Genomic DNA, 11,901 nt, shown 5'->3' with positions numbered 1-11,901 from the left:
ATTACACCATTTTAACAATCCGCGCGTTTTCAGGATACTCGCGGAGAGGAATTTTTATTCCGCCAGCACCGGATGGCCGCTTATCGTTAACGTTGCGACAGAGGCGTTGTTGACCAGCCGTGCCTGTGCGCCGAGAGGTAAAGTCACGGTGCGCTGTTCATGACCGAATTCGAGTCCAGTCAGCAGCGGGATGGCGAGTTGCTGACGTAGCCACGCGTAGACGGTGGGTAGATCGTAACCGTCGTCGTAGTCGTTGGGCTGCGCGCCGGTAAAGCTGCCGAGCACAATGGCCCGTTGGCGGGCAAGGATCCCGCTGTTGAGCAACTGTAGCAGCATACGCTCCACGCGGAACGGGTGTTCGTTGATATCCTCAAGCACCAGAATACCGCCATCAATCTGCGGTAGCCACGGCGTGCCGATGAGCGACGTGACCATCGCCAGATTGCCGCCCCACAGGGTGCCTTCGGCGCGGCAGGCCGGGCCATCGCTTTGCCATTCGAGGGTAAACTCCGGTTCGCGCAGCGCCTGCCAGAAGTGATGTTCAGTAAACGCATTCAGGGTTTCTGCGCCGAAATTGCCCGCTAACATCGGCCCGCTGAAGCTGATAGCGTTGGCTTTAGCCAACAGTCCCATCTGGATGGCGGTGAAATCACTGTGGCCGCAGATAAGCAGCGGATCCTGACGCTGGCGCGCGGACAAGGCCTGCCAGTCGATATGCGATAGTAACCGGGTGGCGCCATAGCCGCCGCGCACCGCCAGCACGATGCGGTTTTTTCCCTTAAGGGCCGCAAGTTGGTTAATATCGGCCAGGCGTTCGCTGTCGCTGCCGGCGAAACGCTGCTGTCGACGGGAGATCGCCTGTTGGTTCAGTACCTGATGACCGGCCTCCTGCAGACGGGCCACGCCAAGGGCCGCAGCCTGTTGATTGATACAGTAACCGGAAGGGGCGACCAGATAAAACTGAGACATGGCAATTCCTTGCAAAGAATGAAAGGGTTATCATGCCGCCTGGAACGTTTATTGTCATCTCCGTGCGGCAAACTTCAGCCAATAAGGATAGATGTGTGAAATTGAGATGGTTTGTTTTTTTATTTGTATTGTTGGCCGGTTGTAGCTCAAAGCACGATTACACCAATCCGCCGTGGAACCCGGAAGTCCCGGTGAAGCGGTCGATGCAGTGGATGCCGATTAGCGAAAAAGCCGGCGCCGCGTGGGGAGTAGACCCGCAGCTGATAACGGCGATCATCGCGATTGAGTCCGGCGGTAATCCCTCGGTGGTCAGTAAATCCGGCGCGGTAGGGCTGATGCAGTTGAAGCCGTCGACCTCCGGGCGCGATGTCTATCAACGGATGGGCTGGCGTGGCCAGCCTTCGGTAAGCGAGCTGAAGAATCCGGAACGCAATATCTCGATGGGCGCCGCTTACCTGAGCATTCTGGAAAACGGCCCGCTGGCGGGGATTAAGGACCCGCAGGTGATGCGCTATGCGGTCGTGGTCTCTTATGCCAACGGCGCGGGCGCGCTGCTGCGCACCTTCTCGTCGAATCGCCAGGACGCCATTGACGAGATTAACGATCTCGATGCCGATGAGTTCTTTGAACACGTGGCGAAAAAGCATCCAGCCCCACAGGCGCCGCGCTATATCTGGAAACTGCAGAAAGCGCTGGACGCGATGTAATTCCTCACCTTGCGTTGCCTCCGGGATGTTCCCGGAGGCAACGTTGTCAGAAATCGTAACCCACGGTAGCCGTGACGCTGCGTTCAGCCCCCCAGTAACAGTTGCCGGTGCCGTAGCAGCCGGAAAGATATTCACGATCGCCGATATTATTCGCGTTAACCTGAATGTAGGCGCCTTTCATCGCTGTCGACCACGCTCCGAGGTCGGCGCGCGCCATCGCATCTATCAGGGTGACCGAAGGTAAACGTTCGGTATTGGCGTCATCGGCCCACTGCTTACCGATATAGCGCACGCCCGCGCCAAGGGTAATGCCCGCCGGCAATTGATAGCGCGCCCAGAACGAGGCCATCTGATCTGGCGACAGCTGCGGCGTATTACTATCGGTGCCGTCTTTCGTGTCCTGGAAGCGCAGGCGATTCCAGGTATAAGAGGCAATAGTCCTCAATTGCGGTGTAATTTGATTATGCGCTTCCAGCTCTACGCCCTGCGAATGCACTTTTCCGGCGGGAATATAGGTGGCGGTGGCGATGTTCGGATCGCGGGTGGCGACATCCTTTTGCATCAAGTCGTAAATCGCGATGCTATACAAATCGCTGCTGCCCGGCGGCTGGAATTTCAGGCCGGCTTCCACCTGTTCGGCGGTGGTGGGTTTTAATAACGTGCCGTCGGCGCCCGGCAGCATCGCCGGGGTAATCGCCTGGCTGTAGCTTAAGTAGGGCGAAAGACCGTTATCGAGCGCGTACAGCAGCGAGGCGCGGCCGCTGATGTGATCGTCGGAGCGGCGGTTTGACGTGCCTGAGGTGTCGCTTACCTGCTGTGAAACGATGCGGTCGTAGCGCCCGGAAACATCAAGATGCCAGCGGTTCCACACCATTTCATCCTGCAGATAAAGCCCGGTCTGGTAATAACGGCGATTATTATTATCGCTGTAGGTGATGGTATGCCCGGTTTGCGGCGTATAGCCGGTGAACGGATTGAGCGGCGCCGCGCCGCCGGCGCCGGTCCACAAATCGTTGCGGAAGCGATGATACTCAGCGCCGAGGATCAGCGTATGCGCCAGTTCACCGGTGGCGAAATCGGCGCGCAGGCGGTTATCGGTTGACCAGGCGTCCAGCGACCCGCGGGAACCGCTGTAGCCGCGGGAAAGCATGTCGCTGTCACCTACCCAGCCAACCTGATAAACCTGATCCAGCGAGACATTCGTATGGGTATAGCTGCCCGCGGAGTAGGCCGACCAGACATCGCTAAACTGGTGATTGAACTCGTAGCTGTAGATCTGTTCGCGGCGCTGGTAGCCATCACCCGGATCGCCTTCATTAGTGCTGGGTGAAAGTTTACGGCCGTTGTGCGCGTAACGGGTGCCATCCAGCGGCAGAGAGCCGTGGTAGCCTCCGGAGGGATCTTTTTGCAGGTAGGCGCGCAACAGCAGCGAAGTATCGCTATCCGGTTGCCACAGCAAGGAAGGCGAAATCGCGTAGCGCTCTTCGCGGGTATGGTCATACTGCGTATCGCTGCTGCGGGTCATGCCGATGAGCCGCCAGGCCCACTGGTCATTGATAGCGTTGGTATAGTCAAAAGCCGCGCCCTTAGTATTTTGCGTACCACCGGTCAGGCGGAAGTGACCCTGCTGGCTGAACTGCGGCCGTTTGGAGGTCAAATTGACCACCCCGCCCGGCACACTCTGGCCGTAAAGGGCGGAAGAGGGGCCACGGATGACGTCGACGCGTTCAATAAACCATGGGTCGATCTGCAGTACGTTATGGCTGCCGCCGTCGCTCATCAGGCGCATGCCGTCAAGGAACAGGTTATCGACGTCGCCGCCGTGGTAGCCGCGCAGCGAGATGGTATCAAAGCGCGTCGCGCCGCCGCCAAAACTGGAATAAACCCCCGGCGTATACTGGAGCGCCTGGCTTACGGTATTGGCGCCCTGATCGGCGATCTGCTGGCGGGTGATCACCGATACCGACTGGGCGGTAGTTATCAACGGCTGATCGGTTTTCGTGGCGCCGGTTGACGTTTTGGCGCTATAGCCTTGTGTCTGCGCGCTGGCGGAGTCGTCAGGCTTTGCGGTAACGATTAGAGTATCTTCCGCCTGTGCGGCGAGAGGGAAGGCGGCCGCGAGGGCGCACACCAGCGCGGAGCGTTTGAAGTCAACAGAGGAGATCATGCCATAATCCTGAATAGCGCGGTCTGGCACTCCTGTGCGCCGCCGCGGAAATAAACGAAATGCTTTTTCGTTAAAAATAATGCGAATTATTATCGTTTGCTTTTGCATGATCAAGCAAAATAGTCCTCCTCAGAGCAAGAAGACATTTTGCTGGCTGTCGAGCGGATGATGGGGTGATGTCGATGGTAATAGCGCGGCGAAGATATCGCCGCGCGCAGGGGATTATTGGGCTTTTTTCTCCAGAGCCGCCACGGCATCGTTCGCGGCTGGCTGCTTACCGGCAGCGCTTTCTGCCGGCGTCGGACGGGTCGCCGGCAGGGCATCACATGGTTTTTCCTGCGGGCAAACCAGGTCGAGCATTTTCAACGTCACGCCATTGGTCCAGCCAAAGCCGTCCTGCAGGGGATACTCTCCGCCGCCGCCGCCGGTACCCGTTGAACTCACGTCATATTTCTCTACCAGCTTCTGCTTGCTGTCATAGGTGTGCTGTACGTTGCTGAGGAAGCGCCAGGTGACCTCCATGGCCACTTTTTTCTGACCGTAGTTCTGCAGACCCTCCACCGCTACCCACTGCAGCGGGGCCCAGCCGTTTGGCGCGTCCCATTGCTGGCCGCTATTGACCGTGGTGGTGGTGAGTCCGCCAGGCTTCAGCAGGCGGCTTTCCGCCGCCGCGGCGACTTTCGCGGCGCGTTCGCTGGAGGCCGCTTTGACGTACAGCGGGAACAGCGCCGCGGCGGTCAGCTGATTCCGGACTTTATGGCTCTTCAGATCGTAATCGGCATACCAGCCTTCTTTATCGTTCCACAGATATTTTTCCAGCGCTTTCTGGCGGGCGTTCGCTAACGCATCGTACTGCCCGGCTTTGGCGCTGTCGCCTGCGGCCTTACTGGCGCGGGCGATGGTTTTCTCCATGTGGAACATCAGCGCATTGAGATCGACCGGAATGATGCTGGTGGTGCGGATAGTCCCCAATTGCTGCGGATTATCCATCCAGCGAGAACTGAAGTCCCATCCAGAGGCCGCGGCGGAACGTAGGTCGCGATAGATTTCGGTGGCCGGGCGGTTAGGATTGTTTTTGGCGGTGGTAACATCGTCCAGCCAGGATTCCGGGCGAGGCGTATCGTTATCATCCCAGTAGCGGTTAAGCAGCGCGCCATCTTCCAGACGCACCACGCGTTTATTGGCGTTGCCGGGCGTCAGCGCCTCGGCGCCTTCCATCCAGTAGCGATACTCTTTTTCCATCTGCGGCAGCCAGGTCTTTAGCGCCCGATCGCCATCGTGGCTGGCCAGCAGCTCAACCATAAAGGAGAAGAACGGCGGCTGCGAACGACTCAGGTAGTAGCTGCGGTTGCCGTTTGGAATATGGCCCCAACGGTCTATTTCGGCGGCGAAGTTGGCCACCATGTCTTCCACTTTATCCCAGTGCCCGCTTTCGGCGAGACCCAGCATGGTGAAATAGCTGTCCCAGTAATAGACTTCGCGGAAGCGTCCACCGGGCACCACATAAGGTTTCGGCAGCGGCAGCAGCGAATCCCATTTTTCTACCTCGACGGTGCTGCGGGTTAATACCGGCCATAGCCCATCGATGTGTTGACGCAATGTTTGCCCTTTCGGCGGCACGTATTGATCGTTATCACGCGGCAGGGTGAAGTTGATCTCGACGAAATGGCGCAGATCGAAGCTGGCCTGGCTTTTTTGCATCCGATAGTCGGCAAGGATCATTAGCGGATCGCTGTTCGGTACCGCATCGGCGAAGGTTTTTTGGTCAGCGAAGAGTTTCGCGCTTTGCACGTCGTTAAATAGCGGGCCTAAAAGTTCATCAGGCGATTGCGGCACCGGGGCGGGGTTTTCATCAGCCTGAACGGCAAATGTCGCCAGGCTTAACATTGCGCCTCCCAGCGCCAGTTGAATGAGGTATGTCAGGGTTTCCGGGCGACGTAGAACCGATCTCGTCATCGATAATTCTCCATTTTGCGTTTTGCTGACTTCGCGCCACTGCGAACGGCCATCAGAAAACCTTAGCCGAATATCGGCCGCTTCGCGTGTTGGAGTTAACATTTTGGCCGAAAACAGAGTATTTACCTGGTGAAGTATTGTCCCGGCGTTTTGCCGGTCTGGGTACGGAAGAAGTAGATAAAGGCGCTATCGCTGGCAAACTCCAGCGCCTGGGCGACATCCGTGATGCGCTGGCCGCAAGACAGCAATTCTACAGCTTTCATTAGCCGCCACTGTTGGCGCCATTGTTGATATGACATGCCGGTTTCGCGCTGAAACAGGCGGCTGATGGTCTTTTCTCCGGCGCCGCATTGCGCAGCCAGTTGCTGAAGTAGCGGTGGTTGCGCATTGCCGTTGAGATGACGCAGGCGTTTATCCTGCGGCAGCGTTAGCATCATCGGTTCCTGTTTTGCCGCGCCGATTTCCGCCACGCAGAGCGCCGCCAGATGCCGGGCCGGGCTCTGTCGCCAGTCGGTATCCCACGGGCTGGCGCTAATGCGTTCGAGCAACTCGCGCAGCAGCGGCGTAACGTTGAGAATCGCAGGCTGACGGGGCAGCTGCGGGTATGAGGTAGTGGCGAACCACACCGAACGGTAATCAACGATGTGCTGCATTTCGGCGCGGTGGGTGACGCCTGCGGGGATCCACGCCGCGCGGGTTGGCGGCAACATACACAATAGCGCGCCATCGTTTAACGTCAGCCGGATACAACCCTGACGGGTAAATAGCATCTGCCCCATTTGATGATGATGCAGACCATCGTCATGATCGCCGTTAAGGGTCGCTTGCACGCCAACCAGCGGCGTATTGAGCGTATCAGGGTCAAAGGATGCATCCGCGCTGAGCCATGCCATGATGTCTGATTCTCGATGTTAAAAGTCATTATGTTTATAATCGCCGATTATGCCGCTCCCTACAATGGCGCCTCTGATAAGGGAGGTGGATATGTTAAGTCGTTCGGCGATGGCGCTGGTTACCGCACTACTCATGTTTCCGCAAATCGCGGAAACCATCTATAGCCCGGCGCTGACTGATATCAGCGCACATTTTTCCGTTAGCGCCGCCGATGCGGCGCAGACGCTGGCGGTCTATTTCATCGGCTTTGCCATCGGCGTGCTGTTCTGGGGCTGGTTCAGCGACCGGCGTGGACGGCGGCCGGCGTTATTGCTCGGTCTGGCGGTGTATACCGCAGGCTGTATGCTGGCGCTGGCGGCGCCAAATTTTAGCGTGCTGCTGGCGGCTCGCATCGTAGCGGCTTTCGGCGCGGCTATCGGGTCGGTGGTTGGGCAAACGGTGTTGCGCGATGCGTTTGAAGGTCGGCAGTTGGCGGCGATTTTTTCCTTCGTGGGCATGGCGCTGGCTATCAGTCCGGCAATTGGCGTCTATTCTGGCGGCGTGTTGGCGGGGTGGTGGGGGATGTATGGCGTGTTTAGCGCCCTGGCGTTGCTGGCGGCGACGCTATTGCTGCTGTGCGCGGTGGTAATGCCGGAAACCCGGCCGTCGCGAACGGCAAATCAGGCGCTCTGGCCGCTATTACTGCGCATGATGGCGGATACAAAAATTCGTTTAGCGGTGGCGCTGGTGGCGGCATTGAATATCGGTTTGTTCAGCTACTACAGCCAGGGGCCTTTCCTTTTTGCCCGCCTGGGGCTGGATGCGCGGGCTTTTGGCTACAGCGGTATGGCGCTGGCGGCAGGGGCGTTGGTTGGCGCGCAGGGCAATCGTTTGTTGCTGCGACGTGGAGCAGGGCAGCGGCCTATTTTTATCTGTGCCGGTCTGCTGTTATTGCTCGCCAGCGCAGGCGTATGCCTGTTAGCGGATTCATGGTTCTTTTTGCTGCCGATGATCGCAGTGGCGACAGCCTATGCCATGGCGATCCCCGTAGTACTGGGAACGGCGCTTAGCGATTACACTGATTGTCGTGGTAGCGCCGGAGCGCTGTTCGGCCTGACCTATTATTTGGTTATCGGCTTGGGGCTGGCATTCGTGGGGTGGGGGCAATCGCTCGGCGTCGCGTTGGCAATCTGTGCGGTGATTTGCGCGTTAACCGGTTGGTGTTATCTGCGATACATTGATGATTAGTTTCTGGATTTGTGATGATTAGCACAAATCACTATTTAGTAGCTTTGTGAGTGGATGAAAAATCGATATTGATTTTAATCAAGGAATTACCTGCTATAAAATAGCTAAAAAATGAGGTTAAAATAATGTTGTAAATGATAATTCATTGTTTGTTTTTGTTTTCAACTTAATTAATTAAATATATCTTTACATACAAATAACGTGAAAAATTGTGACCTCATCCCGTAATGAATCGAAATAAATACAGTTTTCTCATTTTATTTGATTGTTTACACCTGAGGTTTAATCAGAAAATAATGTGAAATACCTCATTTTATTGCTTGAAAATTACCCTTTTCCTGCTCATTTTTAGCTTAAAAATTAACCTTTTTTATCCCCATAAATATTTTTTATCCCCTCATATTTCTTTGACTAAAATCATGCTTAATTTCATGTTTTTGCTTTTATGTTATTGATTTTAATTGTTTTATTTTGTTTTATGGATAAGGTTGATTATAGGTGAAAGGGCTTTGTGAGTAGTCTCACACAACCAGCGGATCATCATTTGATACACTTCCCGCCGTCAACAAAGTCATTAACGTGGATAACCAATATGAATACTATTCCGCTCCCTAAAACTCAGCACCTGGTTGTATTCCAGGAGGTGATCAGAAGTGGTTCGATTGGTTCAGCAGCGAAAGAATTAGGATTAACTCAACCTGCAGTCAGTAAAACAATTAATGATATTGAAGACTATTTCGGCACTGAGCTCATTGTCCGTAAAAATACCGGTGTTACGTTGACTGAAGCCGGACAGGTGTTGTTGAGCTGGTCGGAATCGATTACCCGCGAAATGAAAAATATGGTTAACGAAATGCATAGTATGACCTGCAGCACCGTCGTTGACGTCTCTTTCGGTTTCCCGTCGCTGATCGGCTTCACTTTTATGTCGGACATGATCCATAAATTCAAAAAGTTATTTCCAAAAGCACAGGTCTCGATGTACGAAGCGCAGCTTTCTTCGTTCCTGCCGGCGATCCGCGATGGCCGCCTCGATTTCGCCATCGGCACGCTGAGCGATGAAATGAAGCTGCACGATCTACATGTCGAACCGCTATTTGAATCAGAGTTCGTGCTGGTGGCCAGCAAATCGCGAACGCGTAGCGGCAGTGCCACGCTGGCATCGTTACAACACGAACAGTGGGTATTGCCGCAAACCAATATGGGTTACTACAGTGAACTCCTCGCCACGCTTCAACGCAGCGGCATCAACAATGAAAACATCGTTAAAACCGACTCTGTCGTTACTATTTATAATCTTGTTCTCAATGCTGATTTCCTGACGGTTATTCCTTGTGATATGACCGCACCATTTGGCTCTAATCAATTTATTACTATTCCTGTCGAGGACGCGTTACCCGTAGCGCATTATGCTGCGGTATGGTCGAAGAACTATCGCATAAAAAGCGCGGCCTCGGCGTTAGTCGAATTAGCGAAAGAATATTCAGCCCATAGCGGTTGCCGACGACGACAATTAATCACTGTGGATTGATTGTCTATTTATATTAATCGAAACTCAAGCTGCGATTTATTTATCAATCGCTGCCCATTAACGCTATTTTTTAATTCCAGGTTAAGAGGTTCTCATGCATATTACATACGATCTTCCGGTTGCTATTGAAGATATCCTCGAAGCGAAGAAAAGATTGGCAGGTAAAATATATAAAACCGGGATGCCGCGTTCGAATTATTTCAGCGAACGATGCAAAGGCGAAATCTTCCTTAAGTTTGAAAATATGCAGCGCACCGGTTCTTTTAAAATTCGCGGCGCTTTTAATAAACTCAGCTCGCTGACCGATGCTGAAAAGCGCAAAGGCGTGGTGGCGTGTTCCGCCGGTAACCATGCGCAGGGCGTTTCACTCTCCTGCGCTATGCTCGGCATTGACGGCAAAGTGGTAATGCCGAAGGGCGCGCCAAAATCAAAAGTGGCCGCCACCTGCGACTATTCGGCGGAAGTGGTGCTACATGGCGATAATTTTAACGACACCATCGCCAAAGTCAGCGAAATTGTCGAAATGGAAGGGCGTATATTTATTCCTCCCTACGATGACCCGAAAGTGATAGCCGGCCAGGGGACTATTGGTCTGGAGATCATGGAGGATTTATATGATGTCGATAACGTTATTGTGCCGATTGGCGGCGGCGGTTTAATTGCCGGCATCGCGGTGGCGATTAAATCGATTAACCCGACTATTCGTATTATTGGCGTGCAGTCGGAAAATGTTCACGGCATGGCCGCCTCGTATTACGCCGGAGAAATTACCAATCATCGCACTAATGCCACCCTGGCTGACGGTTGCGACGTTTCTCGTCCAGGGAATATTACCTATCAAATCGTGCGTGAATTAGTGGACGATATTGTGCTGGTCAGCGAAGACGAAATTCGCAACAGTATGGTCGCACTTATTCAACGCAATAAAGTCATTACCGAAGGGGCCGGGGCGTTAGCCTGTGCCGCATTATTAAGCGGTAAACTGGACAGCTATATTCAAAACCGAAAAACCGTCAGCATTATTTCCGGCGGCAATATCGACCTGTCTCGCGTATCGCAAATTACTGGTTTAGTTGACGCTTAATCTTTTTGATGAGGAAAGGATATGAGTACTACAGATAGCATTGTATCCAGCCAGACAAAAGAGTCGTCCTGGCGCAAATCGGACACCACCTGGACCCTGGGCTTATTCGGCACCGCCATTGGCGCCGGGGTATTATTCTTCCCGATCCGCGCCGGTTTCGGCGGCCTGATCCCCATCTTACTGATGTTAGTGCTGGCCTACCCGATCGCCTTCTATTGCCATCGGGCGCTGGCCCGGCTGTGCCTTTCCGGCTCAAATCCTTCCGGCAATATCACTGAAACGGTAGAGGAGCACTTTGGTAAAACCGGCGGGGTGGTGATTACTTTCCTTTATTTCTTCGCGATTTGCCCGCTACTGTGGATTTACGGCGTGACGATCACCAATACCTTTATGACCTTCTGGGAAAACCAGCTGCAGCTGCCGGCGCTGAACCGCGGTTTTGTCGCGCTGTTCCTGCTGCTGCTGATGGCGTTTGTCATCTGGTTCGGTAAAGATCTGATGGTGAAGGTAATGAGCTATCTGGTATGGCCGTTTATCGCCAGCCTGGTGCTGATTTCGCTGTCGCTGATCCCTTACTGGAACTCTGCGGTTATCGATCAGGTGAATTTAAGCGAGATCTCGCTGACCGGTCACGATGGTATTTTGGTGACCGTCTGGCTGGGTATTTCGATTATGGTGTTCTCGTTTAACTTCTCGCCAATTGTCTCTTCATTCGTGGTCTCCAAGCGCGAAGAGTATGAAAAAGACTTTGGTCGCGAGTTCACCGAGCGCAAATGTTCACAGATTATCTCTCGCGCCAGCATGCTGATGGTGGCCGTGGTAATGTTCTTCGCCTTCAGCTGCCTGTTTACCCTGTCGCCGCAGAATATGGCGGATGCCAAAGCGCAGAATATCCCGGTTCTCTCTTACCTGGCGAACCACTTCGCCTCGCTGTCCGGCACCAAATCCACCTTTGCTACGGTGCTTGAATATGGCGCGTCAATCATCGCGCTGGTGGCGATTTTCAAATCCTTCTTCGGCCACTATCTCGGCACCCTGGAAGGCCTGAACGGTCTGGTGCTGAAGTTTGGCTACAAAGGCGATAAAACCCGCGTTTCCAGCGGCAAGCTCAACACCATCAGCATGATTTTTATCATGGGCTCAACGTGGATCGTCGCTTACGCCAACCCGAACATTCTCGACCTGATTGAAGCGATGGGCGCGCCGATTATTGCCTCGCTGCTGTGCCTGCTGCCGATGTACGCCATCCGTAAAGCGCCATCGTTGGCGAAATATCGCGGCCGCCTGGACAACGTTTTCGTCACGGTAATCGGTCTGCTGACCATTCTGAACATCGTTTACAAACTGTTTTAATTAAGCTCAGGAC

9 protein-coding genes are annotated in these 11,901 nt (G+C 54.2%); 5 read left to right on the top strand and 4 right to left on the bottom strand.

Features of this window, described 5'->3' with window-relative positions:
• Window positions 1–54 precede the first annotated feature (54 nt).
• Entirely contained in the window at window positions 55–969 is a 915-nt protein-coding gene (gene ldcA / locus PGR79_RS03390) for a muramoyltetrapeptide carboxypeptidase (protein ID WP_087860631.1), read from the bottom strand.
• Between the two features lie 95 nt (window positions 970–1,064).
• Between ldcA and emtA the strand changes: the two genes are divergently transcribed.
• On the top strand, window positions 1,065–1,676 hold the full coding sequence (emtA, locus tag PGR79_RS03385; RefSeq protein ID WP_015366071.1) for a membrane-bound lytic murein transglycosylase EmtA: 612 nt from the start codon (window positions 1,065–1,067) through the stop codon (window positions 1,674–1,676).
• A gap of 46 nt (window positions 1,677–1,722) precedes the next feature.
• Here the strand turns inward: emtA and PGR79_RS03380 are convergent, their stop codons facing one another.
• From PGR79_RS03380 to PGR79_RS03370, 3 genes are all read right to left on the bottom strand, one after another.
• Entirely contained in the window at window positions 1,723–3,843 is a 2,121-nt protein-coding gene (locus PGR79_RS03380) for a TonB-dependent siderophore receptor (RefSeq protein ID WP_162750164.1), read from the bottom strand.
• Between the two features lie 222 nt (window positions 3,844–4,065).
• On the bottom strand, window positions 4,066–5,799 hold the full coding sequence (locus PGR79_RS03375) for an alpha,alpha-trehalase (RefSeq protein WP_113373595.1): 1,734 nt from the start codon (window positions 5,797–5,799) through the stop codon (window positions 4,066–4,068).
• Window positions 5,800–5,921: 122 nt separating this feature from the next.
• Window positions 5,922–6,692 (bottom strand): AraC family transcriptional regulator, encoded by a 771-nt coding sequence (locus PGR79_RS03370; protein ID WP_113373596.1) that lies wholly within the window; start codon window positions 6,690–6,692, stop codon window positions 5,922–5,924.
• Between the two features lie 91 nt (window positions 6,693–6,783).
• On the opposite strand from PGR79_RS03370, the gene PGR79_RS03365 reads away from it, so the two are divergent.
• The 4 genes from PGR79_RS03365 to tdcC all read left to right on the top strand — a co-directional run bounded on the left by PGR79_RS03365 (window position 6,784) and on the right by tdcC (window position 11,888).
• The gene (locus PGR79_RS03365) at window positions 6,784–7,920 is read left to right on the top strand and encodes an MFS transporter (protein WP_113373597.1); all 1,137 of its coding nucleotides are present in this window, start codon (window positions 6,784–6,786) and stop codon (window positions 7,918–7,920) included.
• 592 nt (window positions 7,921–8,512) lie between these two features.
• Window positions 8,513–9,451, top strand: coding sequence for a transcriptional regulator TdcA (tdcA, locus tag PGR79_RS03360; RefSeq protein WP_113373598.1), 939 nt, complete (start codon window positions 8,513–8,515; stop codon window positions 9,449–9,451).
• Between the two features lie 94 nt (window positions 9,452–9,545).
• Window positions 9,546–10,535, top strand: coding sequence for a bifunctional threonine ammonia-lyase/L-serine ammonia-lyase TdcB (gene tdcB / locus PGR79_RS03355; RefSeq protein ID WP_015366079.1), 990 nt, complete (start codon window positions 9,546–9,548; stop codon window positions 10,533–10,535).
• Window positions 10,536–10,556: 21 nt separating this feature from the next.
• The gene (gene tdcC / locus PGR79_RS03350; RefSeq protein WP_045390456.1) at window positions 10,557–11,888 is read left to right on the top strand and encodes a threonine/serine transporter TdcC; all 1,332 of its coding nucleotides are present in this window, start codon (window positions 10,557–10,559) and stop codon (window positions 11,886–11,888) included.
• The last annotated feature ends 13 nt before the right edge of the window (window positions 11,889–11,901 follow it).

It is taken from the genome of Klebsiella sp. 141161 (assembly GCF_050600815.1).
Classification (GTDB): domain Bacteria; phylum Pseudomonadota; class Gammaproteobacteria; order Enterobacterales; family Enterobacteriaceae; genus Klebsiella; species Klebsiella aerogenes.
The sequence above is the reverse complement of the archived record's forward strand: the minus strand, read 5'-3'. Positions and strand labels throughout refer to the sequence as shown.

What these genes read in the sequence shown, in the direction of transcription:
- ldcA (WP_087860631.1), bottom strand. Translation starts at nt 969, where the DNA reads ATGTCTCAGTTTTATCTGGTCGCCCCTTCCGGTTACTGTATCAATCAA.
- PGR79_RS03380 (WP_162750164.1), bottom strand. Translation starts at nt 3,843, where the DNA reads ATGATCTCCTCTGTTGACTTCAAACGCTCCGCGCTGGTGTGCGCCCTC.
- PGR79_RS03375 (WP_113373595.1), bottom strand. Translation starts at nt 5,799, where the DNA reads ATGACGAGATCGGTTCTACGTCGCCCGGAAACCCTGACATACCTCATT.
- PGR79_RS03370 (WP_113373596.1), bottom strand. Translation starts at nt 6,692, where the DNA reads ATGGCATGGCTCAGCGCGGATGCATCCTTTGACCCTGATACGCTCAAT.
- PGR79_RS03365 (WP_113373597.1), top strand. Translation starts at nt 6,784, where the DNA reads ATGTTAAGTCGTTCGGCGATGGCGCTGGTTACCGCACTACTCATGTTT.
- tdcA (WP_113373598.1), top strand. Translation starts at nt 8,513, where the DNA reads ATGAATACTATTCCGCTCCCTAAAACTCAGCACCTGGTTGTATTCCAG.
- tdcB (WP_015366079.1), top strand. Translation starts at nt 9,546, where the DNA reads ATGCATATTACATACGATCTTCCGGTTGCTATTGAAGATATCCTCGAA.
- tdcC (WP_045390456.1), top strand. Translation starts at nt 10,557, where the DNA reads ATGAGTACTACAGATAGCATTGTATCCAGCCAGACAAAAGAGTCGTCC.